The following is a 26,587-nucleotide window of genomic DNA, read 5'->3' as shown; positions in this document are numbered from 1 at the left end:
CGACGTTTCTTTCCAGTACGTTAGTCATTACATTCTACCAGAATGGCAACTCATCCTCACGATTTTGAGCAGTAGTATTGGTGGTAGATCGTAGATATGCTTTAGAAAAGAAATAAACCATAGACTATAGCGGGTGTGGCAAGCGTTTTGTAGGCAATATAATTACGATCAAATACCGTAAATTTGACCCTATTTTCCTGCGAAGATCGTACCACCCTGTATGAAAAATCTCCTTCTGACTGCTCTGCTTGGCTTATTTTTACTACCTGTTGCCAAAGCACAATCAACCGCTGAAACCCCAACTGACGGTTTCCGGATCGCGGGCCAGATCAAAGGTCTGAAAGATACGACCTGTGTATTGGCTCACTATTTTGGAGCAACGCAGTATATTCCTAAAGATACAGCCCGCGTAGACGGAGCAGGCAATCTAATTTTTGAAGGAAAAAAGAGCCTGCCACAAGGCTTGTTTATGGTGGTAGTTCCAAATGTGGCTCCACAAAAAAGATACCTCCAGTTACTTATCACTGCTGATCAGCAATTTTCATTTGAAACTGATACGACCAATATCGTCAAGGATATGAAGGTGACGGGCTCTAAGGAAAATGAGTTGTTCTATGGGTATCAACAACAGCTTAGTAAACTCTCCGAGGAAGCCCAGGTGTTGAATATGCAGAAAAAAATTCGTACCGACGCGCCTTCAATAGCTATGCTAAATAAGCAGATGGGCGATTTGCAAAAGCAGGCTAATGACTACCGTAACCAGTTTCTAAAAGATAATCCAGGCACGTTCGCAGCCAAACTATTTAAAGCAACCGCCGAACCTGATGTGCCGCCTGCTCCTAAAGCATCAAACGGTCGGCCTGATTCTGTTTGGGTATTCAACTATTTTAAAAACCACTTCTGGGATGATTTTGATTTCTCAGACGAACGTTTCGTTCGTACCCCATTTTTGCAGGGGAAAATTGAGCGATATATTAAAGAATTAACTGTTCAAGTTCCTGATTCCCTCATTAAAGAAGCCGATTTTTTAGTGAATAAAGCCATTGTGGGTAAGAATAGCGAGGTGAAGTACTACACCATTTATTACATCACAAGTCAGTATGAGCAACCTAAAGTGATGGGAACGGATGGATTGTTTGTCCACATGTTCGAGAAGTATTACAAAACGGGGGTCATGACTGTATCAGATTCCTCTACGCTGAAGAGTATAGGCGAACGGGTAGCAACGTTGAAACCCAACCTTGTTGGTAAAGTGCTGGTTTCTCCTGTCATCAGCGACACTCTTCGTCGGCCTATTGCTTTCTCAGCGCTCAAAGCCGACTATACCGTCGTGTTTTTCTATTCGCCAACCTGCGGTCACTGTCGCGAAAGTGCGCCCAAGCTGAAAAAGTTTGTCGATGATTATAAAGGGAAGGGTGTTGATGTTGTGGCCATTGCCATCGACCAAAGCCCCGAAGAGTGGAAGAAGTTTATTAAGGAATTCAAACTTGGTAACGCAGTCAACGGCTACGATTTTACCTACCGCACCGATTACCGCCATCAATACGACGTCTGGACAACACCAACCGTTTACATGCTCGACAAAAACAAGAGAATCATCGCGCGCAAACTACCTGTTGAGCAAATCGAAGATTTCATGTTATTCCACAAACGCCAACAGGCTGCCCAGAAAACTGCCTCAGTAGCACCTGCGAATGCTAAGGCAAGTGTAAAAAAATGAGTGAATGATAGAGTGATTGTGTGAATAGCTGACGCAATTTTAATTCACACAATCACTCTATCATTCACTCATTTCATTTTCGTCCGCTTCACCAGATACGACGTCAGAATCTGGTCAAAGCCCCGATCAATATCTGCTTCGATAAAATCGATTTTGTACTGACCACAACGCATTTTCAATTCCTGAAAATAGGTTTTTACCGCTTGCTGATAGGTTTCCCGAACCTGCCCTGGCTGGAGTTTCACCTTCTCGCCTGTTTCAAGGTCGATGAATTCGTAAGGACGTTCCTCAAATGCGAAGTCTTCCTCGGTTTTCTTATCAGTAACGTGAAACAGGAGCACTTCATGCAGATTATGGCGAAGGTGTTGCAAAGCAGAAAATAGCGCATCGGCTTTTTCGCTATTATCGAACATATCGCTAAAAATAACGACTAACGACCGCTTGTTAATTTTCTCGGCTACCTGATGAATAACATCAGCAGCCGAAGTTCGACGCAACGGTTTCGGTTGCTGCATCAATAGGTCCAGTTGCGTAAAGAGCTTGTGAACATGCGACGGTGTTGACTTAGTAGGTGTTTGTAAGTCAATCTGATCGGCAAAAGTGGTCAAGCTTACCGCATCTTTCTGACGCTGTAGCATATACGCTAAACACGCTGCCGCCATGACGCTGAACGTCATCTTACCGTAGTTGGCTTCTGGATAATACATCGACGACGATGTATCAATCAGCAGATGGCAACGAAGGTTGGTCTCCTCCTCATACCGTTTGACAAATAGTTTTTCAGTCTTGCCAAATACTTTCCAGTCAATATGCCGCGTGGTCTCGCCAGTGTTATAGAGCCGGTGTTCGGCAAACTCCACCGAGAAGCCATGAAATGGCGATTTATGCAGGCCGGTAATGAAGCCTTCGACCAATTGGCGGGCTAAAAATTCGACGTTGCCAAACGAACGTACCTGACCTAGGTTAAGCGGTTGTTTCATTGAAGAGAAGAAGTATTTTTTGTCATTCCAACGACAGGAGGAATCTCAAGCTTGACTAATAGGGAACTTGAGATTCCTCCTGTCGTTGGAATGACAAAAACATTCGAGTATACTACCTCCAATTTAACGCAAAAACCGAACCGTTCGACATCTCCGGCAGGAATTGCACAGGGAAATGGCGAACGGTTCGGCTAAATGTACCTTAAAGAGGCAGGTTAAAATACGGGTTCCAGCATTGGCTGAAAAGCAATAGGGTTATCAAATGCAGAAGGGGTCAATGTAACAGGGCGACCCTTTCCAACAACCCGAAGCGATACATTGGCGATTCCTTTGGAAACCATACCAAGTGCATGAGCAGCTGCATGTGTCAAATCAATAACACGGCCTTTGGCGAAAGGACCCCGATCATTGATTCGTACAATTACTGACCGTTGGTTATCCAGGTTTGTTACTTCAACCAACGTGTTTAGCGGCAGGTGACGGTGTGCACCAGCAAGGGCTTCGGAACTAACTCGTTCACCGTAAAAGGTCTTCCGACCATTGAACTTCTTGGAATAAAAAGACGCTTTGCCTTTCTGTATGAGGCTCGGAAGAGCCTCCGCCGGTTTCATATTGCTAAAAAACAACATGATGGACATGATCAAACTCATACAGCTTTTGGTTACGTGAAAAAAATAGACGAATAGCATGAAGATTAATCCACTCATACCATCCGCCCCCAAAAAGTGCAATTCCTGTAAAACAAAGATAGTACAGACCGACTTAACTACCAAGCGATTAGCCAAAAAAGTGTGGAATAGCCTCCACAACCTTATTTGTTTTTGGGGTTATTATACCCCAAAATATATTTATACGCTTTCTTTTTGTTCTTTCTTTAATGACCGTACTTTAGCGTTTGCGAACCTATTAAACCTCACTGATTGTGGACGAAAGAGACCGGGAGAAAATCTATTCAAGGCGAGTTCGGGCGGGTAAGCGAACGTATTTTTTTGACGTTAAATCAACCCGAACAAACGACTATTACCTAACCATTACCGAAAGTCGCCGGCACCCGCAGGGCGAGGGGTTTGTCTATGAAAAACATAAGATGTTTCTCTACAAAGAGGATTTCGATAAGTTTGTTGAAGCCTTACAGGAAACGGTAGAGCATGTAAAAACTGAACTCATGCCCGACGTAGATTTTGCACAGTTCACTCAACGCGAACGCGACGAACAGGACGATTTCGCCAGCGAGCTAAAATGGGAATAAACAAGATTTACAACGAACGAATTACATTTTGCGCATGATCTAGACTTTACTTCATAATTATATCAACCGGGATTTGTCCCCACCGTACAGTTAGCCCTCGGTTTCACACCGAAGGCTTTTTTTGTGGTCCGCCAATGCGGTTGTATTTTTGCAAAAAACAAAGAGCGAAAGAGTGAATGAGCGAAAGAGCAGGCCGCCTAAGCGGTAAAAGAGTAACTAAACTGGCTACTCTTTCGCTCATTCACTCTTTCGCTCTTTCATAATTGAACTATGGGACTTCAATGTGGAATCGTAGGTTTGCCAAATGTGGGCAAATCGACACTGTTTAATGCAATTTCGAGCGGGAAAGCCGAAGCGGCTAATTATCCGTTCTGTACAATAGAACCTAACGTGGGCGTAGTAACCGTCCCCGATGAACGCCTGAATACGCTCGAAGGGCTGGTGAAACCACAAAAGGTGGTACCGACTATTATTGAGTTTGTTGATATTGCGGGTTTGGTAAAAGGAGCCAGTCAGGGAGCTGGTTTAGGCAATAAATTCCTGGCTAACATCCGGGAAGTCGATGCGATTGTGCACGTTATTCGTTGTTTTGAAGATGACAACATCGTCCACGTCGAAGGAAAAGTCGACCCCATTTCAGATAAAGAGATTATCGACGCTGAATTGCAGTTGAAAGATCTGGAAGCAGTTGACAAGAAAATTCAGAAAATTGCGAAAGCTGCTCAGGTTGGCGATGCAAAAGCAAAAGCAGAATTAGAAATTCTGAAACAATACAAAACGACTCTTGAAGCAGGAAAAAGTGCACGTACTGTGCTCTTGTCACCTGAAGAGCGAGACGCAGCCATCGGCGACATCTCACTCCTGACGATAAAGCCGGTCATTTATGTAGCCAACGTAGACGAAGGTTCATTACCCAACGGTAATAAATATTCAGACGCGCTTCGGGAAGCCGTGAAAGATGAAGGCGCCGAGGTAATTGTAATCAGCGCAGGTATCGAATCGCAGATTGCCGAAATGGAAGATCCTGAAGAACGGGAGCTGTTTCTGGGTGAATATAGTCTGACCGAATCGGGTTTGAGCAAATTGATCAAAGCCTCCTACAAGTTGCTGGGTCTGATTACCTACTTCACCGCTGGCGTGAAGGAAGTTCGTGCCTGGACGATTCATCGGGGTTGGAAAGCGCCACAGGCTGCCGGTGTCATCCACTCCGATTTCGAAAAGAAATTCATCCGGGCGCAGGTTATGAAACTACCCGATTTTTCGCAGTTTAAAACTGAAGCGGGCGTTCGCGAAGCCGGTAAGCTGGCGGTTGAAGGCAAAGAATACGTTGTTCAGGACGGCGATATTATGGAATTCTTGCATAGCGCCTAATTGGTGATTGGTGTAGTAAGTGAAAGTGGGTGGAGTAGGTGGAATGAGTAGATGGGTACTTACTCTCCTATTCCACTTACTACATCAATCATTTCCGTTTATTCACCCCTATTTTCCGATACGCAATTAACTGATCGGCTCGGGACGCGGGTGGTCGATGATAGACAAATACTTCGTAGTCATTTTCTGTCGACGAGAAACTACCCTCAATAAAATGCTCATCTACTTTAGGGGGCGAGGCTGTGATTTGCCCAATATAGTCGTAGTTATAAACACCCTGTTTGAGTAGAATAGTGGCTCGATAGGCACCTAACAAGGCATCGAACGACATGCGGTTGCGATCGTTTAACTGCCAGAAATTGAAGACTCCATTTACGTATATATCCCAGCCTGCTATTTCAGGGACTTTGAGAGTGAACACCGTTTCGATATAATCGGCGTTCGTTGCTCCGTTACTAGTTTCACGGTGGTCGATCACGAATAGACCATTGAAATCATCGCTCTGGATATAAGGCCCCTGGTTACGTGGCTGATCGGCCTGCACATACACAACATTCCGATCGGCAAGGCGGTCGATTCGGTCAATGTAATTAGCACGAGATAATACGGTTCGTGTATCAAAAAATCGAAATTCATTACCACCGGACATGGTGTTGCTCAAGTCAATAAGTCGATATTCCAATGTCTGATCGAAGGACTGTACATTGGTCGGACGAAGGCCCCGAATTTCGCGATCATCACGGTAATTCTGACGAATAACTACCTTGAAATCGTCCTGCGGAGAAATCACCTGATAGCCTTTATAGCTAATACTTAGGTCGATTTGCTGATCGGAGAATTGTCGGGATGGGTCAGTGGAGAATCGCGCTTCGGCAGATACCGTTACTCGATTCTGATACGTACTAAATCGACGGGTAAATATGATATTGTTCCGGTTACGTTCATCGTAAACAACCAGTAGATAATTGCCCGGAAGTTTCACTCGGGGAAGCGTAAACCGATAATGGTAATACGGAATTTTGGTGTTGATCGAATTCTGATATTCCGTAACTGGGGTGTCATTATACTCGTAGGTGAACTCGATGTCATTTAAAATAGAGCGTTTCCAGTCGGCATTACAATGAACAAGTCGGGCACGAAACGAGCGATAGGTAGCCGTCAGATCGTCGAATTCGAGTTGGAGTGGCACCTGTTCGTCCAGCGAAATAATCGGCGGATTTAGCGTTAAGGATGGATCGAGCTGGTTGGCACTAACCTGCGGAAACAACAACACAGTTTCCACTTTAGGATCATAAATATGGTCGACGGTTTTGAGCTCCTGACCCTTTAAGGGTATTGATAGTATCCCGAAAAACAAAAGAGCAGATAATCTGATAAGAACACCCATTTAAGCTGATTTTAATACGATAGAGTTGCTTGATAAACGCTTCGAAGTCGGTCTGATTATACAAAGTTGTCAACGTCAACGGATTTAACCGTTGTTATCGTCAACAAAATCGCGTATGATTATAGTCTACTCAGCAAAACAGATCTATGGTCAATTATAACCCGAAAGACTGGTTCCGGTTTATCATTACATTAAATCGGGCCGATACGGTACGCAAGCTATCCCCTATTTTACTAGCAGTTGGTGTTTACTCGTTCATTATCGTGCATCTGCTCGAACTATTGGGCATAAGTGAAAATCCACATCTTAAAAACTTTTCGCTCATGCACACGCTGCTGAGTTTCGTGATTTCGATGCTGTTAGTTTTTCGCACAAATACGGCTTATGATCGTTGGTGGGAAGGCCGTAAACTATGGGGATCGCTGGTCAATAACTCCCGAAACCTGGCCCTGAAACTAGATCAATTACTCGAACCCGACCAGGCCGATGCCCGCGAGTTTTTCAGGGCTATGATTCCCAATTTCGCCTTTGCTCTCAAAAATCATCTACGACAACAGTCGTTTGAAGGGGAGTTTACAGAACCGTCTTCCTTCAGTATTCAGAGCTTACACCTGAATGAGCATGTTCCTCAACAAGTTGCGTTAATTATTTTCGGCAAAATCAATGACTTACAGCGCCGGGGGATATTAATACCAGAACATCTTGTCATTCTCAACTCAGAGGTACAGGCATTAATGGATGTCTGCGGAGCCTGTGAACGAATCAAAAACACGCCTATCCCCTTCTCCTACAGTTCATTCATCAAGAAATTCATTTTCACCTATTGCCTGACGTTACCCATCGGCTATGTCTACACGCTGCACTATCTAGTCATTCCACTAGTCATATTCGTTTTTTATGTATTAGCAAGCCTCGAAATCATCGCTGAAGAAATCGAAAATCCATTTGGCACCGACGACAATGACCTACCACTCGATACGATTTGCAAGGGTATTCATAAAACCGTAACGCAATCTTTCGATCATAAACTTACATTGGAACCAGACGATTTGCCCAACGAAAAGCAAAAAGGCTTTTCGTATGAGAAATAGCTATCTGAAAGATCAACAGAACTCTACTCAAACAATCCAATTTGCCCCGCCGGTCGGAATAGGTTTGTTGTGAGCCGGGGAGCTTGACGACCACTGAGGTATTTCTGGCAACCAATACGATGCAGTTGAGCGATGTGCTGGGCATACATTCCTTCTCCTGACACGCGAGTTTTGAATCGTGAATCATTCAACTGCCCACCATGACAATCGGCAATCTGGTTCAGAACGCGTTCAGCACGGTCGGGAAAAGCTTGTTGAAGCCAATCGGTAAAAAGTGGACCGAGTGCTCCATTCAGTCGCACAACTGTATAAGCCGCCCAGCAAGCACCTTGCTTAGCCGCCTGCTCGATCAATTTAGGGATTTCGTGGTCGTTCAGAGAAGGAATAATTGGAGCGGTCATGATGCCTACCGGTACACCTGCCTGATGCAGTGTATGCATCGTTTTGAACCGTTGAGCGGCCGTAACCGTACGCGGTTCCATCAACAGTCGCAGGCTTTCGGTCAGGGTTGTAATCGAAATAGCTACACTTACTAGTTTGAGAGCAGCCATTGGCTTCAGAATATCCAGGTCGCGAAGAATCAGCGCGTTTTTTGTAATAATCGAAACGGGATTGCGATAGTGAAGACAAAGGGCAAGCATCCGTCGCGTAAGCTGATAGGTCCGCTCGGCGGGTTGGTAGCAGTCGGTATTGCCCGAGAAATGAATGACGACGGGTTTATAAGAACGAGACTGAAATTGTTTCTCCAGTAAATCAGGCGCGTTTTTCTTCACCATAATTTTGCTCTCAAAGTCCAGCCCTGCCGAAAAGCCCCAATACTCGTGCGAAGGCCGAGCATAGCAGTAAATGCAGCCATGCTCACAACCCTGATACGGATTAATAGACGCCGAAAAACCGATATCAGGGCTAGTAGATCGGCTGATAATCTGTTTTGGCGTTTCTAGCAAAAACTGCGTTTTTACCGTTGGCGCGGGGAAATCATCATCATACGACGCACTAAGATCATCATCTGGTTCGTATTGATGCTTCGAAAATGAATTCGCCGTATTAAACTGTGCTCCCCGCCCTTTTTTGTAGTCGCCCATGATCGTACAAATAAAACATAAATATATTTTACTTATACCATAAAGAAAATAATTGTAAGTACTAAGTTATAAAGCGGTAAGTGGCTGACGCGAGCATGATACTTGCGCCAGCCACTTACCGCTTTATAACTTAGTACTCTCTTTTGCTTCCGGCTTTTTTACGCTAATTTTTTCTCCCACTCTTCGGCTTCGAGCATGGCCAATTCCCACTCATCCTGCAGTTGGTTGATCTGGGCCGTTACATGTCGGTATTCGTCATTTTTGGCCTGCATCAGTTTATCGTCGCCATAGGTAGCGGGATTAGCCAATTCAACTTCGAGCCATTTCTTGCGTTCTTCCAATTGGGCGATTTTCGTTTCCGACTCCTGTGCTTGACGGTTCAGATTCTTAAGCGTCTTTTGCCACTCTTTCCGCTCATCATCCGATGGTTTGCCATTCGTAGCCTTCCCGTTTGTTGGTTGTCCGTTTGTAGTGGGTGTTGGGCTGGTTGCAGGTTGCATCTTTGAATTGTCGGCGGGTTGCTTCGAAGGACCAATACCCTGTGCCTTACGTTCTTCCTGCCACCATTCGTATTCGTCATAGGTGCCTGGATATTCTTTAATCTGTTCATCTTCGATGTACCAGATTTTATTAGCAATCTGCGATACAAAATATCGGTCGTGGGAAACAACTACGTAGGTACCTTCATACTGCTGAAGAGCCTGAATCAGGATATTCACCGATTGCATATCCAAGTGGTTCGTCGGTTCGTCAAGTAGCAGGAAGTTCGCCTGTGAGAGCAGTACTTTCGCCAGTGCTACGCGCGACTTCTCCCCCCCCGACAGCACTTTGATTTTCTTGAATACATCGTCGCCCGAAAACAAAAAGCAGCCTAGTACACCACGCAGTTCACCATCCGACTTGGTTGGGTTGGCCTGTTTGAGTTCATCCAGCATAGAGTCTTCGACCCGGAGGGATTCCAACTGGTGCTGGGCGTAGAAACTAAACGAAACATTATAACCTAAAACACGCTCACCATCAATGGGTTCTGAGCCCGAAATAATGCGCAACAGCGTTGATTTGCCACGTCCGTTAGCACCAATCAGAGCGACTTTATCTCCTCGCTCGAGCCGGGCTGTGGAATGAGTCAGAATACGTTTTTCACCATAAGCCTTCGAGATGTCGTCCAGATGCAGAATATGTCGACCGGGCTGCTGCGAGAAGTTGAACTTAAAATTGACTCGCGCATTACTGTCGATCACATCGTCTACCAGTTCCATGCGTTCGAGTTGCTTAACCCGACTTTGTGCTTGTTTTGCCTTTGAGGCTTTCGCCTTAAAACGTTCGATGAACCGCTCTGTTTGCCGGATTTTGGCCTGTTGGTTTTCAAATGCCCCTTTCTGAATCTCATTCCGTAGTGCTTTCTCTTCCATATAATAGGAATAGTCACCGGCGTAATAATTCAGTTTTGCACCCGATACTTCAACAATGGTATCGACTACGTTATCAACGAACTCGCGATCGTGGGAGACCACAATTACCGATCCTTCGTAGTTCTGAACATATTTTTCTACCCACTGAATCGACGGTAAGTCCAAGTGGTTGGTTGGCTCATCGAGCATTAGTAGCGAAGGCTTTTCCAACAGCAGTTTAGCGAGCATTACGCGCATCCGCCATCCCCCAGAAAACAACTTTAACGGCCTATGCAGATCGTCGGTCGAAAAGCCTAGCCCTTCCAGAATTTCTTCTGCTCTCGACTGAATTGTATAGCCATCGAGTGCATCGAACTCTTCCTGCGCCCTACCTAATTTATCGACCAGATCATCGGTATAATCGGTCTCCATTTTATGGAGCAACTCATCAATTTTGATCTGTAATTCATTTTGTCGGGCAAATGCCTGCATGGCAACAGACAGAATCGAATCGTCGGTCTGGTAGGATAGTAAATCCTGATTTAGGAAACCGATCGATACATCGCCCGCTTTGGAAATAATACCGCCATCGGGTTGGTATTCACCATTGATAATTCGGAGTAACGTCGATTTGCCGGTACCATTCAGGCCAATCAGACCGATTTTCTGGTTAGGCTTGATATGGAGCGATGCATTTTCGTAGAGCGCCCGGCTACCGAGGTAGTAAGAGAGGTTTGTGATGGAAATCATGGATGCAAATTTACCAAAAATAGAACGGATACTTGTGTTCTTAAATTCCAAACGGTTATATTTGCACCCGCAAAAGCAGCAAAAAGCCTCCTTAGCTCAGCTGGTAGAGCGACGCATTCGTAATGCGTAGGTCGCAGGTTCGAATCCCGTAGGAGGCTCAGTTTTTGAATGAAGGCTAATCAGTTTTAGAGCGTAACTTCTCTATATCAACTGGTTAGCCTTTTTTAGTTTATCGTACTTTACTACTAAGACGGTTTAGTAAAGTAAGTCCGCTCCCTATTCTGTCCCCGGTATTTATATTATTTGTAGCTTGGTATCGACCTTTTGAAAGACGCCCGCGCCGACCGACACTTATAAATCTCGTATTTCGGTACAATAACGTCCGGTTTAAAGCCTCAACAGGACTAACTATTGAGCCTTATCAATGGGATATGATTAGCCAGCGTGCCTACATCAATCAAAAGAATCAGGCTGCCCGTGAACCTTTCGAGACTATCAACGCTCACATTGATCGGTGGCGATCTGCTACCAAAAAGGTACTAAACGCGCTGCAACTTACCCAGGTTACCTTCGACAACGAAGGCATTCGGCGTTAGGCTATCTTTCCCCTTTCGACTAGTATAACAGCCAATTTCAAAATGTCGCTTAGCTATTTGTCCAGTGTTTTGTTGCAAGTCCACAATTTGAGATAGAGTGTAGCCAGAATGAACGCAATTGGTAGAAGTTCTGCGAACATCGCTTAAATGGGGCGTTTAATAGGACGTTATTTCGCCAAAAAATAGGCTGTGTTAAACTATGCAAAAAGGGCTATCCTACTTCTTTTGTAAGGATAGCTCAAACACTAAAGGCACAGTGGAAACTACTCTATAAGAGCCAAGATATCAATCAGTTTACCGAGACTGATCTAGATCAAAGCAATCCGATCAGGTTGATCGAAACGCGTGGCGAATGGAGTAAATATTTGATTGTTCGCTAGGCCCACTCAAAACGAAAATTAATTCCTAAACAGCAGGTGCAGGGCTTCACCGATAGCACCCAGGCAATCTGACGCTACTACAACAATGATTTATGTCGGGTGAGGAGCTTTAACGGTACGTGGGTTGAATTACCGAAGGAGCAACCTGACAATGTCAATCAAAACGGGGTCTACTAAGGAGTAATAGATTTCTTTACCCCTTCGAGTGCTACTAACCAGCCCATGATCGGTCATCTTTATTAGGTAAGTCGAAGTCAATGCCTGGCTAATCTTTAAATGAGATTGAATAACGCTCACATTGAGCTCACCCTGTTCTGCCAAAAGTCGGATAATCTGAATCCGAATGGGATTGGCTAGCACTTTTAACACATTAGCGATTCGAATGCGGTGATGCTCTTCTGGATTCATTTCGTATACCAATAGAAGGAGTTTACAACGGCGAACCAAGGATTCATGGCCCGCTAGAGCATATGGGCAAACGATACTCTTTTATACGGATGCGGTCGGCGTGGACTTATTACTTGAATACTGACCCTCGCAATCAAGGCCAGCCGTATTCTTAAGTCAGCTGACCGCCTATCGGTAGGAGTAGATCACCAGAATAACACAAAAGAAGAACGGTTTCCGTTGACTTAACAGGGGGTATTTCCCCTTTTTATACGGGAGATTTCCCCTTTTCTTTTAGGCTATTATCCTTTTTAAATTAACTCCTTGCAAGGTTATTAATCACGCCACTATCAGATGTACTCTTGCCGATTTTGAATGCATAGCTATAGCGAAGCTGTGACTCCCAGTCGAACGTGGCTAATCTGAAATTGCCTTTGGCCCACGTTCAACAGCAACTCCAGAACCAAACGCGCCATTCTCTAACGGATTGGCGAAGAAATACCCTGCTGTAGTCAGGACTTGAACTCCCATTTGTTAATTTTTTACGTTTGATTTACAGTTTCGTTTAACCTGCGCGAATGACTCTACGTGTACTCTATACTCTGCTGGTTGCCTGTACGGCTTCTGCTCTTAATGCCCAGCCCCCCAATGATGGAATTAAGATAGAATTAGTCAATGAGATTATTCGAAGTGGTGTCATTCATCGGCCCTTACCGCTAGATTATTCCCGGTCTTACGAAGCCATGTCGCTGAGAAAGCCAGTAGTAACAGCGGAGCCCCTGACCGCAGCGGCTGTTTTCAGCAATTGGAAACATATGGGCTACGGAAAGCTTGCCATGGCTAATAGCCGAACAAAATCTGGGCATCCTACTTTGCGATTGAGCCTTCCAACAGTTACCGGAAAAAGGGCTGTGGGTTCAAGTAATGACCCAGACTATGCCACGTATGGCAACTGCCGTATGCAGTTGAACTTGAATGGGGCGAATTGGGAAGCCTACAACCGACTTGAATTCTTTATTTATCCCGAGGCCGAAGGGGCGCCGGTAGTAAACATCAATATTGATTTTCGAAATAGAAACAGATCTGCCAAAAATGGAACGCTCATGGCTTCGGCCGATCATCTTCTAAATTTGACGAACAACCAATGGAACCGCTGTTATCTGGATCTGTCGGACCTGCGTCGCGATGAGGTGGAAGAAATTGCCTTTTACGTATCATTAAAAGGGAAAAACTTAACCAACGGTGACTCGGTCATCTATTACATTGATCAGCCCGTTTTAAAACAAGTAAAAACAAAGGAAATAAGCCATGGATGGATGCCAGCGCCCAACCATATTGTTTATTCCACATCGGGCTACATGACCGAGGGCCAAAAAACGGCTATTGCCAATCGGGCAGACGGTAGAAGCACTACCCGTTTTCAGCTGATCAATGAAGCGACTCGCCGGGTAGCTTATGAATCGAACGCAAAGCTAGTACAAACGTCCACGGGTGAATACGAGGTGCTCGACTTCAGTGATTTCAGAAAAGCCGGTAACTACCATATCGTCTTTGGTACGACTAAAACCGCTTCTTTCGGGATTGGCACTCGTATATGGACGGCTTCCCAGTGGCGGGTATTAAATTATATTTTTTGTCAGCGGTGTGGGTATGCGGTTCCGGAAATACACGGACAGTGTCACCTTGATCTGTTTTCTGAACATAAGGGACAAAAGATTTCCTACAGTGGTGGCTGGCATGACGCGGGTGATCTTTCTCAGCAAACCCTGCAAACGGCAGATGTTAGTTTTGCCTTGTTGGAATCGTTCAAAAACCAGCGAACAAAAAATCCATTACTGGCAGCCCGCTTGCGGGAAGAGGCCGAATGGGGGCTTAATTTTGTGTTGAAGAACCGCTATGACGATGGCTATCGTGCCAGCAGCATGGGATTGCTTATTTGGCAGGATGGTGTGATAGGCACGCTGGATGATATTCAATCAGTGCGGGTACAGAATAACTCGTTTGATACGTTTCTCTATGCTGCTTACGAGGCTTATGCCGCCATGACGCTGGATGGGGACCCTGCGTTTAGCGAATACCTGGGTAAAATGGCCCGGGAGGATTTTTCGTTGGCGATGAAGACGTATCGAGAAAGTGGGTATGGAGGCTTCACCCAGATGTATGAACATAGCTATAATACGTCGCAAAGCCAGTATATGGCCACTGTTTCCTGGGCAGCCAGTATGCTTTACCAATTGACGGGCGAAAAGCAATATGCCCAAACGGCGGCCGATTTTATCCGCTATACACTCAAGTGTCAACGGACCACTCCGCTAGGCGATGCCAAGGGGAGTAAAGGTTTTTTTTACCGGGATACGACCCGAAAGTCCATTGTGCATTTCGTGCATCAATCCCGAGATCAGGTGTACATGCAGGCACTTATTCTGCTATGCCAAACGCAGCGCAATCATTCCGATTATCCGAAATGGTATCAGGCGGTGCAGTTGTACGGCAATTACCTCAAGGGCATCCTGGTATACACCGCTCCTTACGGAATGATACCCAGTGGTGTATACCATAAAGATGAAGCATCTGATTCGGCGTCCTTCTATTCGCTGCATTTATTCCCGCCAGCCAACGCCAAGGAGTTATATATGGAACAACTGACAAAAGGTGTAAAACTGGACGAAGAGCATTACCTGAAGCGATTCCCCGTTTGGTTCAGTATTTTCAATGGCAATACGGCTGTCCATCTTGCCACCGGCAAGGCGGCTGCTATGTGTGGGAATTTTTTAAACGATGACAAGTTGCTTCAAATAGGGCGCGAACAATTATACTGGACGGTAGGAAAAAACCCATTTGGTCAATCGCTCATTTACGGGGAAGGAAACAGGTATCCGCAAATGGATAGTTTTTCTTCCGGGGAAATAACCGGGGAAATACCGGTTGGTATACGAACCGTCAATAACGAAGATGTTCCTTGGTGGCCGGCCATCAATAATGCTACCTATAAAGAGGTGTGGGTTACTTCAGCCGGCAAGTGGTTATCCTTACTGGCCGAATATTAGAGGGCTAAAGAAAAATGCGTAAAATTTAAATACGTAGCCATGATTTAATCCTTTCAAAAAATAGACTCCACCGTATACGACTGATTACAAACAGCTTTTAACAAAACTCCGCGTAAACCTTTCGAGCGTTAAGTTGAACGAAATCAAGGCCACTCTTAATTGCATTTAAGCTAGAAAAAAGCTGGATTAACCTTTTGAAATTACTAGTATTACAAATAGACTATTTTCAGGATAACTGCTATCAAACATTCCCAGCAATAGGGGTCTCTTTCAAGAAAGTACTAACATCAATCTTGCAAACCTCTTCCACGATCATACGTTTGTAAAAATGTTTTACATACTCATCTGTATTTTCAAAATGAGATACGGCCCGCCATCGCGGTTGATTTTTGAGACGGCGATTTGAGACTTTTGAATAAATCATTGGTACCGTTTCATAGGAATGGCCGCACTCTTGGATAAACGGGCGTTTTAAGAAACCATCAAACAGACTGAAAAATGACAGAAAATCAAATTGATGAAATTGTAAAGGAATTAGCAAAAGCATTACAAAACCGTGAATATGAGACGTTTGCCAGTTTTTTCACAGACAATGCTGTTTTTGAAATTCCCTTTACTGTGAATGGCGGAACAATTCTGAAAGGACTCCCTAAAATAAACGAACACTTTCTCAGTGTCGGCCAAAATCCGCTAACCAAACTGATTCAAATCGAAACGGTTACGGCTAAAGTATATCATAGCACAAGCGATAAAATGGTAACTGTTGAATATTTTACGAAGGGCAAATCCGTTAGTACAGAAGAAACTTTCGAGATTCAATCGTCAATTGCTCTGATTCAATTTGATGAGATAGGTATTATCTACTATAAAGACTTTCCCAACACCATTGGTATAGCCAAAAAAGCAGGTGTATTAGCTCAATTGGCCGCTATGTGGTCAAAATAACACGAGCCTATTGAGTTCATAAAAATGGGTTGCAACTAATTATTTAGCTTCAAGTAATCCTCCCAACTTGATACGAAGGAACTTTCTTAAATAGGGCGATTACCTCCCATAAACAGCACTTCTTTGTAAGCCTATTAACGAGCTTCGTTGTGACATCAATAATAAAGAGTCGGATTGCATCCATCGATCTCTTAAAAGGATTCGTGATGATAATTATGGCGATTGACCATACCCGTGAATATTTTCATGCACCGGCTTTTCTTTTCGATCCAGGTGATCCTGGTCATTCTTCATTACCCATTTTCTTTACCAGGTTCATCACCCATTTTTGTGCGCCTGCGTTTAGCTTTCTAGCAGGGATTTCTGCCTTTATGGCTGGCCAAGGAAAACCAAAAAAGGAACTGTCCACATTCTTACTCAAAAGGGGGGTGTGGCTAGTGGTTATGGAACTAACAGTGGTGAACTTCGGGTGGTATTTCGATGTGCACTTCAGAAATATTGACCTGCTGGTACTTTGGTCATTAGGTATTAGTATGATGGCATTGGCAGGCTTGATATATGTCCCAAGAGGGTTGTTAGTTTTGCTTTGCTGTCTTTTGATATTTGGGCATAATCTGCTGGATACTATCCATTTTAAAAACAGTATTATTTGGGGCTTGCTTCATGAAGAGAAAGTATTCCCTATTTCGGGCATTTACAACCTATATGTTGGTTATCCTGTTTTACCGTGGATAGCAGTAATGGCGTTGGGCTATTGTTTTGGCTTATTTTATTTGCCACTATTCGATGGAACTAAAAGAAGAAAGCTGTTTAATACAGTAGGTGCTTTTGCCTTGCTCCTATTCATACTTCTTAGAATCACAAACCTATACGGTGATGAAAGAGCTTTTGTCCATTATCATTCTTTGAGTAAAGACATGATCTCTTTTTTCAATCCCACTAAATACCCTCCTTCCCTTTTGTATTTATTAATGACATTAGGTACCGTCTTAATTTTTTTGGCTAATTCAGAAAACGTACGAGGTAAAGCCGTTACTTTCTTTTCTACATTCGGCAAGGTGCCTTTTTTCTATTATATTTTGCATATATATTTTATACATGGGCTAGCTATGTTATTTGCTCAATTGTCAGGTTTTGGCTGGCAACACTATCTGTTAACGGCCTGGACCAGTTTTAATCCTGACCTGCAAGGCTATGGCTATCCGCTTTGGGTGGTTTATGTAGTATGGATAAGCATTATTGCCTTGTTATATCCTTTATGTAAAAAGTTTGCTGCTTACAAACAAAGTCATAAAGAAAACTGGTGGTTAAGTTATTTATAACTCACCGGTAAGGTTTTCTACTATGCAGGCTGATGAAACGCATCTCATCCTTAGAATTCTAATCATCTTAAGTAAGCTAACGACAGACTGAATACGATTGTCAGCACAGTAGAAAGTCAGAGCCTTTGTCCGCTCCGCGCGGAGTAGTTATCAGTCTTCCGACAACTACTCCCGAGGAGCGGTTTATAGCCCAACCAACCCAAATTACACAAGTAAGTGTTTGCCATCCCTCATCGGCCGGCCGCCTATTCGTTTGGCTGTTGACTAATTTGCTTTATCTCATAAAAGGCTCCCAAAAGTGAGACTGAGAAGGCTGAAATTATTATGAGGGGCACATAGGCAACTTGTTGCTCATAAATTGCATCTGTGAAGTGTAACCCGGATGATTTTTTATGAAATACATTTTCCTCTGTTTGTCGTTTCTTTTAACACCAACTTATTCCTGGGCTACCTGGTCAATCATCCTCATTAATCCCAAAACAGGTGAAATCGGCATTGCTGGTGCCTCTTGTACCTACAACTGTAGTGGCATTGGTAAAATCATTCCTGGTCAGGGAGCCATTATTGTTCAGGCCATGAGTAATGCCGACGCCAGACGAAAAGGAACCCAGATGATTCAGGCTGGATATACACCTCAGCAAATCATCCAAGCCTTGCAAGATCCAGCTTTCACGCCTGAAGAGCAACAGTACGCTGTGGTTACCCTACAACAGCTGGCCGAACCCAGAACCTACACCGGAACAGCAACGAATCCTGCTGGTGGGAGTTTAACCGCGACCGGTATTTCCATCCAGGGCAACACGTTAGCCAATCAAGATGTATTATCTACGATCATGCAGGCGGTAGTAAAAGCTCAGGCCCAAGAGTTGCCAATGGCAGAAATTCTCATGCTGGCATTGGAGGCAGGGTCGGCGGCTGGTGGGGATAAACGGTGTGGGGAGCAACGCGCCACTTGTGCGTTTATCCGAATAGCTCTCCCCGCTGAGAAATCAACCAAATCCAGTTTATTCCTGGAGTTTTTTGGCCAGAAACGTGGGGTATGAATGCGGTAGATTTGTTACGAGGCAAGTATGAACGCTGGAAAGCAAAGCACCGTATTTGATGAATCTTAGCACTGTCAACCTCACCTGACATATTTCCTGCAAAGAAGGACTGTCTGACCTCTAGTAATTTATTCTCAAATAAAGCTCCTACTAGCTCTTATTTTGATACCTAGCTTATTTTGTAAGTGACAACTAGAATTGAATAAATCTCCTTTAGTCATCCAGATACGTAGCCCATTCCAAGACAAAGTAGGTAGTATTGGCAGATGATTACGAAATCAGCCATGCTAGTGAAACCCATTTTCCAACTCCTTGCACTGCTTTTAACACCTATTCTGGTGTGGTCCCACGCTTCTTACGGGCAATCATTCGTTCAGGAAGTGGCTACCTCCTATACGGTTGAAAGTGGACTTACTAAGGGAAAAATAACGGCGATAGCGCTGGTGAACAATTCTCCCCTTGCTTTCAGTAATAACGACATATACGAGCTGTCTGGACATACCTGGCGGTCAAAAACAGGCCATATACCGGCCAAACCAGCATCGGCATTAACTCAAATCGAGGGAGCAAAAGTCCTTTCTTCGGTTACGTATCAAAATCGGTTGATCGTAGGCACAGCCAAGGGATTATATCGTCTGACTGGAAAAAAAATCGAGCGTCTAATGCCCTCAAACGAAAAATACAATTGGGCCTTACGCAAGGTTTCGGTGGTACTAGTCGATTCCAGAAACCGCTTGTGGTTCGGCGCGGAAGAAGGGGTAGGCTATCTGGATGGAACACACTGGCATCTGTTTACCGGTAAAGAAGGGCTACCCTACAATCAGTTCACTTGTGGAGCCACTGCACCGAATGGGGTAGTCTGGTTTGGCACCTCCAAAGGCGCAATCAAGGTCGAAAACGATTTTTTTACCTATCGGTTCAGCCAACGGTGGCTTCCAGATGACGTTGTTAACGACATAGCGATCGCCAAAGATGGAACAGCCTGGTTTGCAACGAACAATGGCGTAGGGCAGATTAAACCCACTTCGATAACCCTGGAACAGAAAGCAGATTATTTCACCCAGCAAGTTGAGCAACGACACAACCGAATGGGTTTCATAGCCCAGAGTCATCTAAAAAAACAGTTTGATCGTGAGAGTTGGGAACACGCTATTTCAGACAATGACGGCATGTACACCGCCATGTACGGTGCAGCCCAGGCCTTCCGCTATGCAGCAACGGGCAATCCACAAGCCAAGATACTCGCAGATCGATGTTTCAATTCCTGCAAATGGCTGGTGGACATTTCACACGAACCGGGTTTCCCTGCAAGGGTAATTATTCCTATCGACTGGCCTGAGCCTGTCAACGAGCAGTATGGACACGAATACAATAAACGGCATCAGCAATCCGATCCGATGTGGAAAGACATTTACCCCCGATTTCCCAAAAGCAAGGACGGAAACTATAGGTGGAAATGCGATACAAGTTCGGATGAGCTGGCTGGGCATTTTTTCTTTTACGGAATTTATTATGACCTGGTAGCCAAAACCGACGAAGAGAAAAAAGCCGTGCAGGATGTGGTTCGTGCCATAACCGATCACCTGATTCGCCATGGATACAAACTGGTTGACCATGACGGGAAAGTGACCCGATGGGGTGACTTTTCACCGGAATACTTCAATTCGGTGTATGGGTATGATCAACGTGGACTAAACTCTATGATGATGCTCTCATTTCTTAATGTTGCCAAGCACGTAACCGGTGACAATAAGTATGATCTCGAAGCCGACAAACTGCGAAAGCAGTACAATTACCATATTTTCGCCCTGCATCCAAAAGAATTTTTCCCCCCAGAAAACGTAGTTCCCTGGGACAATAATCTTTGCCTGATGAGTCTCTACGGGTTGATTAACTATGAAACGGATCCATCGTTGTTACTCATGTACCGCCAGGCTCTGGAAACCGCCTGGTTACATGTCAGTAAGCAGAAAAATGCCTTTTGGGATGCCATTTACCAGTCATTGGCCAATAAGTTTACTGGTCTGGCCGATCAGAAGTACTTTGAAGGCAAAAATCTCTTTCCCGAAAACCACCTGTATGCCCCGTCTCTAGTCCAGAGCTGCTACAAAGCATCAAACAACCCAGCCTTTATTCTTGAAAATCTTCAGAAAATCCCGCTGGATTTAATTGGCTATACCATGGACAATACCCACCGGTTAGATATTGTTTTTGACCCTACTCCTGGACAAGATCCCACCAAAGGTTGGCGTACGGATGGCTATGCCCTCCCAATCGATGAGCGTGGACACGTAAGACAGGATCGTGACGGGTTTGCCCTCAGGTTATCAGAAGGAGATGGAAACGATGAACATGAAGGGACGTTTTTCCTCTTACCCTATTATATGTCGGTCTATCATAACCTCATTCAGCCCTAAAGCACCAGATATCAGATCCTACTTTACGTCATTAAACGCCTGGCAGTTCAGGTAGCGGTTGCTGATTGGTAAAGTCGATGTAAGCACTTACTTCTTTCCACCGGTCGGCAACTTTCCACTGTTGTTCACTGATCGCCCTGGCAAATTGATAGACGTCACTGCCCAGTAGAATGTGAGCAGGAAGCTGTTTGGCTTCGGCAATTTTAAGCACCAGTTGGGCTACTTTTTCGGGATCGCCACTTTCATGGCCCCAATACCCTTCAACAGCTTTATACTGTGCGCCAACTGAAGGTTCGTAATCTGGTAATAAGTCAAGAGTACCACTAAAGGCGCGTTGGCCCCAACTGGTTCGCATGCCACCCGGTTCCAGTGCCGTTATGTTTACCTGAAAAGGAGCTGTTTCTAGAGCTAAACTTTCCGTAAACCCGCCAATGGCCCATTTAGCTGCGTGATAGGCTGCATTGCCCGGTGTAGCAAAACGACCACCGATTGAGGAGATTTGAATGATATGGCCACTGCGTTGTTTTCGCATCGTGGGCAACACTTCGCGGCAGAGGGTGACCACCCCAAAAAAACAGGTTTCGACCAACTGCCTGAACTCATCAGCTGGCGTTTGTTCAAAGGGTCGTTTATCGCCATAACCCGCATTGTTGACTAACACATCAATTCGTCCAAAATACTCAATAGCCGATTGAACTACTTCTTTGGCCTGTTTTTCGTTGGTTACGTCCAAGACCGCTATTCGTATCTGCTGGCCGTATTGGTTGGCTAAATCCTCAAGTTGTGTTATGTTGCGAGCCGTTGCGATTACCTTATGTCCGGCTTGCAATGCAGATTCAACAATGTTTCTACCCAGGCCGTTACCACTTCCCGTAACGAGCCATACTTTTTCGGTTTGTCTCATTTTTAACTTTTTGCTTGAGACAAAAGTAGACGCGGGCCTGTCGCTCAGAAAGCTCGTTCCGCTGAGCGCGCCGAAAGCCGGAATGAGTGGGAGGAAACATGGGATAAATGAGCCGTTGTCTTTTACAGAAACACTTCCTGTTTAACCTTGTTCTAGGTCGATCACTCCATCGCCAAGATGGCTTTTTCGACACCTATCAAGTACTGGGTGTTGCCACAGAGATAATGGATATCAAGCCGGAAGGCTGGGATGCCATCGAAAAAATGCGGCAGGGTAAATGAACTGGGTTTATCACCGCCCCCTAAAACGCTCCCAAATGTGCGATGGAACGTTCATCTATCTGTTTCTTAAATAGGGTGTTTTAAGATGTGGTAAACTAAGCGGGCGAACCGTTAGTATTCTGACGCTTTATCTTAAAATGACCAAATTATAGCCTATAAAATCATTTTATGTTACTCGCAAAAGTAGCAATACAAGCTCAATTGCAATTATTTTTATATTTAACTACTATTTAATTATCCTTTTTCAATATCAGTAGTTGTGGAGATAGGTCCACTTTTCTGCCTGTTTAAGTTCCTTTTCCACTTTAGCGATGAAAGCCTTTACTTTACTAGTCGTTCCACTCTCCTTACTGCTATTGTTGACTGCCTGTAAAAAGCAGGAAACCCAACCCCAATCAATCGCTAATGCGGTGGTCAATGGGGATTTCGAAGCTACTCCCTACCAGGATTGGAGTTCAGCTGTCAACAGGAACTCACTGGTAAAACCTAACAGTTACTCGGTCGATTATACTACGGAAGCGGCTTCATCGCCCTCTCATTCAATTAAAGTGAGTTGCAATGCAGCCTACAATGATTCCACCTATCACCTCCTTCAGCAGAATTTTTATATGGCCAGTTCCAGCTCGTCACCCCCAGCCGGGGCTAAGGTACTATCGATACCGGCTGGAGCTAAGTTAACCATGAAGGCCAAAATCAAGACCGTCAACATCAAAGGTGAGGGTATCAATATCGCCATGGGTGGCTACTATGGAGCCGATAAGAAATATGCCTCGGCTTTCTATACAGAAAGCCGAGGGAAAATATCGATCAACGGTACCAATGACTTTACAGAATATACGATCAGCTTCGATTCATTTCCGCCTAACGTTTACAATATGTATGTAATAATCTTCTTCATGCCTAACACGACCGGAACCGCTTATTATGATGACGTATCCTTAGCGATTAATTAAGCGCAATACTCGTTCTGACAAACTACCCTCAATTAACCTGTGCATTTGGATAAGGCTATGTTCTCACCAACGTATAGGCTTTTCTGTCTTCTGGGACTCAGCCTGTTAATCGCTAGTTGTAAACACACGGACCCCGATCCGAATCAAGGGCTATCGACCAGCCAACTCGCCGTTGTCCAGGCCCTTAACCAGGTGGCATTGCCCATTCAGGACGCTGATCCTACACGTAGTTTTGCGGATCTATCCCCACTGGATAGCGTCCTGGCTAAAGCCCAGGTGATTGGCCTGGGCGAAGGTACCCATGGCACCCATGAGTTTTTCCAAATGAAAGACCGGTTGTTTCGGTATATAGTCCAACACCAAAGTTATCAGGCGCTTGGCTTTGAAGCTGACTTTGGCCTTTGTCTCACCATTAATCGGTTTATTCATGGGGAAAGTACTTCCTTCGGCTGGACGACAGATGCCGCCAGAAGTCTTCGCTTGTGGCCCTGGCAGGTTACCGAAGTAAGTGATCTGCTCCAGTGGATGAAAGACTACAATACGGGTAAAGTTGCTGATCAGAAAATCTCGTTTTATGGCTTCGATTGCCAATCGGCCGATGATAATTTTCCTATAGTTAGCGAATTTTTGTCGACGGTCGATCCCGCTTCCGTGGCTTCAATGGATTCAATCGTGAACTTATATTCCCTTAGCGGGGGATCAAGTACCCATGCTGCCTGGCAGCAATATTCCCAGCGTTTACCCACTTTATACAATCTCTTTGTTAACCATGAGGCTCAATGGATAGCTGCTGGTGGTCAGCAAGCGTATCAACTAGCCCGGCACGCCGTGCGCGTACTGATTCAAAACCAGGATGTAATCAGCAGTAATCAGGCGACTTGCCTGAGTTATTCAAAACGGGAACAATACATGGCCGAAAACATTCAGTGGCTCTACCAGACACTGGGCATTCATAAACTAGGCTTATGGGCTCACAGTGGTCATGTGGCGAACGTTCCTTCGAGTTGCGGCTCTGCTTCGATGGGTTATCTGCTCAAGCAGCAGTTGGGGAGTAAGTACCTGATTGTTGGGACAAGTTTTTCCAATGGCACCTTCACGGCTATCGATGCCAGCAAAACCAATCTCCCGCTTAGCAGCTTATCGATCCAGTCCGAATCCATTAAAAGCACCTCGAACTACCTGTTAGGTAAGGTACAGTATCCTAATTTTATGCTTAACCTTACCCAATCCCCTGCGGATTCATCGCTACGGAATTGGCTCCGGGGGACTCAGCCTCTTCTTTTAATAGGTGCCGGTTACGATGGTAGTAATCCCCAAAAGTACCTGTATAATTATCCTCTAACGGGTAGTTTCGATGTACTGATCCATTTTCGGGATACGACACCCACCCACATTTTGTAACACCCCCAGTTTTCTGGCCTGTTTAAGGTTGCCCTCAATTACCGTGATTCATCACTCTACGTTACATGGTTACCCAAGAGCTTACAATGTCCGCCCTGAGGGCCCAAATCTACGGACTAGTCGCTTTTTGCTTAGGAACTCCTCTGTTACTTTGGCCCTATGATCTCATCTGGGAAGTTCACCTGTCCAGCCACATCCAACTTTCTACCTCGCTTTGGTTCGGCCTACTGATGATCATGGGCATGCTTGCTCACGAACTCATTCATGGCCTGACAGCGGTTTGGTATGGACGAGTAAGCTGGCAGGATACTAAATTTGGGGTACAATGGCAGAGTCTAACGCCTTACTTCCACAGTACCGTACCGCTGAAGGCGCAGACTTACCGGGTAGTGGTGGTTAAGCCCCAATCCTTCATGGCGTAGATGATGGGAATTAACGTATCGGCATAGGCTTCTGCTGTATACGAAATCTTAACGGGGTAATCCCCGACTACGGTTCGCTTGATGAGTCAGTTGAAGCATGACCCATTTTTTTAAAAGCCAGAAGAAAAATGAGACAGGTTCTCAAAACCTGTTTCGTAATAAACAGCTACTGGTTTCCCCTTTCTTAGATAACTAGTAATGGGCTAGTTTCGGTCTTTTCAGGGCAATCAGTCGGTGGGGAGTTTACTCCATTGGTAATCAGTCTCTTTGGGGATTGTAGCTACTTCATATTTTAAATTCCATTCTTTGATGTGTTCTAAAATTGGCAAAAAAGCTAAGCCTTTTTCAGACAATTTATAGTCTACCCTTGGAGGTAGTTCCTTAAACGCCAATCGTTCCAATAAGCCATCTTCCTCCAACTCTTTTAACTGTTCGGTCAGCACTTTCCTTGAAATGTGGGGTACGATGGCATCTAACTGACCAAAACGCATGGTACGGGTGCCAAGTACATTAATAATGATTGGCTTCCATTTATTACCAATGGTGCCAATAGCTCTCGTAAATGGACAATTCGAATTGCAAAATCGGTCGTCTTTCATAGTCAAAATTTGTAGTTACCTACTAGTAACCAGAATAAACTATTATAGTTTCAAAAATAAACTATTGATGGTTCCTTTGCGAAACAAATGTAAAAGTAGCTAAAAAATGAGTAAGCTAAACAGCAAAGTTGCCGTGATTACAGGGGGTAATAGTGGCATTGGATTGGGCATTGCCCAGGAATTTAAAAAGGAAGGAGCGGTAGGTGCTATTGTCGGCAGAAATCAGGAAACGTTAGCGAGTGCTGCGGCTCAGCTTGGCGATACGTTTATAGCCATCAATGCCGATGTAACCAACCTGACCGACCTGGAAAGAGTGTTTAAAGAAACAGCGGAAAAGTTTGGTAAAATAGACGTGGTTGTAGCCAATGCGGGTGGTGGAACGATTGGAACGGTGGCAGATACCAGCGAAGCCGACTATGACAAGGCAATGGATCTGAACCTGAAGAGTGTCTACTTCACAGTTCAAAAAGCACTGCCCTATATGAATGATGGTGGCTCAATTATTCTTATCGGGTCAAATGCCGCCCATCGGGCCTATTCCTCATTTTCGCTGTATGGAGCGGCAAAAGCGGCTATCATCTATTTAGCGAAAGGATTTTCAAGCGACCTTTTAGAGAGAAAGATCAGAGCTAATGTCATCACACCCGGTACAACCGATACACCAGCCTTTGACAAGTTTGTTCCTGCCGAACAAATTGACGCGGTTAAAAAACACTATGCCGGTGTCATGCCGATCGGCAGGATTGGGCAACCATCGGATATTGGTAAAACAGCGGTTTTCCTGGCCTCTGATGATTCTTCGTTTATGCTGGGTGCTGAACTCCTGGTTGATGGGGGTATGACCTATTTGGCTAAGTAATTAAAAA

At 44.8% G+C, this 26,587-nt stretch carries 24 protein-coding genes and 1 tRNA gene; 16 read left to right on the top strand and 9 right to left on the bottom strand.

Annotated features, from left to right (window positions below; translation table 11 throughout):
* Nucleotides 1-220 precede the first annotated feature (220 nt).
* A complete protein-coding gene (locus tag GO755_RS13150; RefSeq protein ID WP_157585425.1) occupies nucleotides 221-1,720 on the top strand; it encodes a TlpA family protein disulfide reductase in 1,500 nt (499 codons plus the stop codon).
* 68 nt (nucleotides 1,721-1,788) lie between these two features.
* On the opposite strand, the gene GO755_RS13145 is transcribed toward GO755_RS13150, so the two are convergent.
* Complete coding sequence (locus tag GO755_RS13145; protein WP_157585423.1) at nucleotides 1,789-2,700, bottom strand: DUF58 domain-containing protein; 912 nt, start codon at nucleotides 2,698-2,700, stop codon at nucleotides 1,789-1,791.
* A 215-nt stretch (nucleotides 2,701-2,915) separates the two neighbouring features.
* On the bottom strand, nucleotides 2,916-3,350 hold the full coding sequence (locus tag GO755_RS13140) for a septal ring lytic transglycosylase RlpA family protein (protein WP_157585421.1): 435 nt from the start codon (nucleotides 3,348-3,350) through the stop codon (nucleotides 2,916-2,918).
* Nucleotides 3,351-3,622: 272 nt separating this feature from the next.
* Here GO755_RS13140 and GO755_RS13135 point away from each other — a divergent pair, with 272 nt between their 5' ends.
* Together GO755_RS13135 and ychF are read left to right on the top strand one after the other, a co-directional pair.
* Nucleotides 3,623-3,949 carry a DUF3276 family protein gene (locus GO755_RS13135; RefSeq protein WP_317165857.1) on the top strand — a complete coding sequence of 109 codons (327 nt, stop codon included), beginning with the start codon at nucleotides 3,623-3,625 and terminating at the stop codon, nucleotides 3,947-3,949.
* A 270-nt stretch (nucleotides 3,950-4,219) separates the two neighbouring features.
* The gene (gene ychF, locus GO755_RS13130) at nucleotides 4,220-5,320 is read left to right on the top strand and encodes a redox-regulated ATPase YchF (RefSeq protein WP_157585417.1); all 1,101 of its coding nucleotides are present in this window, start codon (nucleotides 4,220-4,222) and stop codon (nucleotides 5,318-5,320) included.
* 88 nt (nucleotides 5,321-5,408) lie between these two features.
* Here the strand turns inward: ychF and GO755_RS13125 are convergent, their stop codons facing one another.
* Nucleotides 5,409-6,707 (bottom strand): type IX secretion system plug protein, encoded by a 1,299-nt coding sequence (locus GO755_RS13125; RefSeq protein ID WP_157585415.1) that lies wholly within the window; start codon nucleotides 6,705-6,707, stop codon nucleotides 5,409-5,411.
* A gap of 146 nt (nucleotides 6,708-6,853) precedes the next feature.
* On the opposite strand from GO755_RS13125, the gene GO755_RS13120 reads away from it, so the two are divergent.
* Complete coding sequence (locus GO755_RS13120) at nucleotides 6,854-7,798, top strand: bestrophin family protein (RefSeq protein WP_157585413.1); 945 nt, start codon at nucleotides 6,854-6,856, stop codon at nucleotides 7,796-7,798.
* A 23-nt stretch (nucleotides 7,799-7,821) separates the two neighbouring features.
* On the opposite strand, the gene GO755_RS13115 is transcribed toward GO755_RS13120, so the two are convergent.
* Together GO755_RS13115 and GO755_RS13110 are read right to left on the bottom strand one after the other, a co-directional pair.
* Nucleotides 7,822-8,883 (bottom strand): PA0069 family radical SAM protein, encoded by a 1,062-nt coding sequence (locus tag GO755_RS13115; RefSeq protein ID WP_157585411.1) that lies wholly within the window; start codon nucleotides 8,881-8,883, stop codon nucleotides 7,822-7,824.
* A 158-nt stretch (nucleotides 8,884-9,041) separates the two neighbouring features.
* Nucleotides 9,042-11,024, bottom strand: a complete 1,983-nt coding sequence (locus tag GO755_RS13110) for an ABC-F family ATP-binding cassette domain-containing protein (RefSeq protein ID WP_157585409.1) — start codon at nucleotides 11,022-11,024, stop codon at nucleotides 9,042-9,044.
* Nucleotides 11,025-11,109: 85 nt separating this feature from the next.
* Between GO755_RS13110 and GO755_RS13105 the strand changes: the two genes are divergently transcribed.
* Together GO755_RS13105 and GO755_RS42175 are read left to right on the top strand one after the other, a co-directional pair.
* Nucleotides 11,110-11,182, top strand: a tRNA-Thr gene (locus tag GO755_RS13105).
* A gap of 120 nt (nucleotides 11,183-11,302) precedes the next feature.
* Nucleotides 11,303-11,620 carry a hypothetical protein gene (locus tag GO755_RS42175; RefSeq protein WP_394351023.1) on the top strand — a complete coding sequence of 106 codons (318 nt, stop codon included), beginning with the start codon at nucleotides 11,303-11,305 and terminating at the stop codon, nucleotides 11,618-11,620.
* Between the two features lie 509 nt (nucleotides 11,621-12,129).
* On the opposite strand, the gene GO755_RS13095 is transcribed toward GO755_RS42175, so the two are convergent.
* Nucleotides 12,130-12,408 (bottom strand): ArsR/SmtB family transcription factor, encoded by a 279-nt coding sequence (locus GO755_RS13095; protein WP_157585405.1) that lies wholly within the window; start codon nucleotides 12,406-12,408, stop codon nucleotides 12,130-12,132.
* Between the two features lie 557 nt (nucleotides 12,409-12,965).
* On the opposite strand from GO755_RS13095, the gene GO755_RS13090 reads away from it, so the two are divergent.
* The 5 genes from GO755_RS13090 to GO755_RS13070 all read left to right on the top strand — a co-directional run bounded on the left by GO755_RS13090 (nucleotide 12,966) and on the right by GO755_RS13070 (nucleotide 21,161).
* A complete protein-coding gene (locus GO755_RS13090) occupies nucleotides 12,966-15,434 on the top strand; it encodes a glycoside hydrolase family 9 protein (RefSeq protein WP_157585403.1) in 2,469 nt (822 codons plus the stop codon).
* Nucleotides 15,435-15,932: 498 nt separating this feature from the next.
* Nucleotides 15,933-16,379: a nuclear transport factor 2 family protein gene (locus GO755_RS13085; protein ID WP_157585402.1), complete on the top strand. Its 447-nt coding sequence runs from the start codon at nucleotides 15,933-15,935 to the stop codon at nucleotides 16,377-16,379.
* A gap of 149 nt (nucleotides 16,380-16,528) precedes the next feature.
* Nucleotides 16,529-17,701: a DUF1624 domain-containing protein gene (locus GO755_RS13080; RefSeq protein ID WP_317165856.1), complete on the top strand. Its 1,173-nt coding sequence runs from the start codon at nucleotides 16,529-16,531 to the stop codon at nucleotides 17,699-17,701.
* 392 nt (nucleotides 17,702-18,093) lie between these two features.
* Nucleotides 18,094-18,744, top strand: coding sequence for a DUF1028 domain-containing protein (locus tag GO755_RS13075; protein ID WP_227686943.1), 651 nt, complete (start codon nucleotides 18,094-18,096; stop codon nucleotides 18,742-18,744).
* 266 nt (nucleotides 18,745-19,010) lie between these two features.
* A complete protein-coding gene (locus tag GO755_RS13070) occupies nucleotides 19,011-21,161 on the top strand; it encodes a hypothetical protein (protein WP_157585400.1) in 2,151 nt (716 codons plus the stop codon).
* 31 nt (nucleotides 21,162-21,192) lie between these two features.
* On the opposite strand, the gene GO755_RS13065 is transcribed toward GO755_RS13070, so the two are convergent.
* Nucleotides 21,193-22,065 (bottom strand): SDR family NAD(P)-dependent oxidoreductase, encoded by an 873-nt coding sequence (locus tag GO755_RS13065; protein ID WP_157585398.1) that lies wholly within the window; start codon nucleotides 22,063-22,065, stop codon nucleotides 21,193-21,195.
* Between the two features lie 107 nt (nucleotides 22,066-22,172).
* Between GO755_RS13065 and GO755_RS13060 the strand changes: the two genes are divergently transcribed.
* The 4 genes from GO755_RS13060 to GO755_RS13045 all read left to right on the top strand — a co-directional run bounded on the left by GO755_RS13060 (nucleotide 22,173) and on the right by GO755_RS13045 (nucleotide 25,122).
* Nucleotides 22,173-22,346 carry a hypothetical protein gene (locus GO755_RS13060; RefSeq protein WP_157585396.1) on the top strand — a complete coding sequence of 58 codons (174 nt, stop codon included), beginning with the start codon at nucleotides 22,173-22,175 and terminating at the stop codon, nucleotides 22,344-22,346.
* A 311-nt stretch (nucleotides 22,347-22,657) separates the two neighbouring features.
* The gene (locus GO755_RS13055) at nucleotides 22,658-23,299 is read left to right on the top strand and encodes a hypothetical protein (RefSeq protein WP_157585394.1); all 642 of its coding nucleotides are present in this window, start codon (nucleotides 22,658-22,660) and stop codon (nucleotides 23,297-23,299) included.
* Between the two features lie 39 nt (nucleotides 23,300-23,338).
* Nucleotides 23,339-24,700, top strand: a complete 1,362-nt coding sequence (locus GO755_RS13050; RefSeq protein ID WP_317165855.1) for an erythromycin esterase family protein — start codon at nucleotides 23,339-23,341, stop codon at nucleotides 24,698-24,700.
* Between the two features lie 86 nt (nucleotides 24,701-24,786).
* Nucleotides 24,787-25,122, top strand: a complete 336-nt coding sequence (locus GO755_RS13045; protein WP_198174827.1) for a metalloprotease family protein — start codon at nucleotides 24,787-24,789, stop codon at nucleotides 25,120-25,122.
* Here GO755_RS13045 and GO755_RS41980 read toward each other — a convergent pair.
* Complete coding sequence (locus GO755_RS41980; protein WP_317165868.1) at nucleotides 25,080-25,205, bottom strand: hypothetical protein; 126 nt, start codon at nucleotides 25,203-25,205, stop codon at nucleotides 25,080-25,082. The genes GO755_RS13045 and GO755_RS41980 overlap by 43 nt on opposite strands.
* Nucleotides 25,206-25,349: 144 nt before the next feature.
* Nucleotides 25,350-25,721, bottom strand: a complete 372-nt coding sequence (locus GO755_RS13035) for a winged helix-turn-helix transcriptional regulator (protein ID WP_157585388.1) — start codon at nucleotides 25,719-25,721, stop codon at nucleotides 25,350-25,352.
* A gap of 106 nt (nucleotides 25,722-25,827) precedes the next feature.
* Between GO755_RS13035 and GO755_RS13030 the strand changes: the two genes are divergently transcribed.
* Complete coding sequence (locus GO755_RS13030) at nucleotides 25,828-26,580, top strand: SDR family NAD(P)-dependent oxidoreductase (protein ID WP_157585379.1); 753 nt, start codon at nucleotides 25,828-25,830, stop codon at nucleotides 26,578-26,580.
* The last annotated feature ends 7 nt before the right edge of the window (nucleotides 26,581-26,587 follow it).

Origin of the sequence: Spirosoma arboris, assembly GCF_009754945.1 — a bacterium.
Lineage (GTDB): Bacteria > Bacteroidota > Bacteroidia > Cytophagales > Spirosomataceae > Spirosoma > Spirosoma arboris.
Note: the sequence above shows the minus strand (reverse complement) of the source record. Positions and strands in the feature narration are given on the sequence as shown.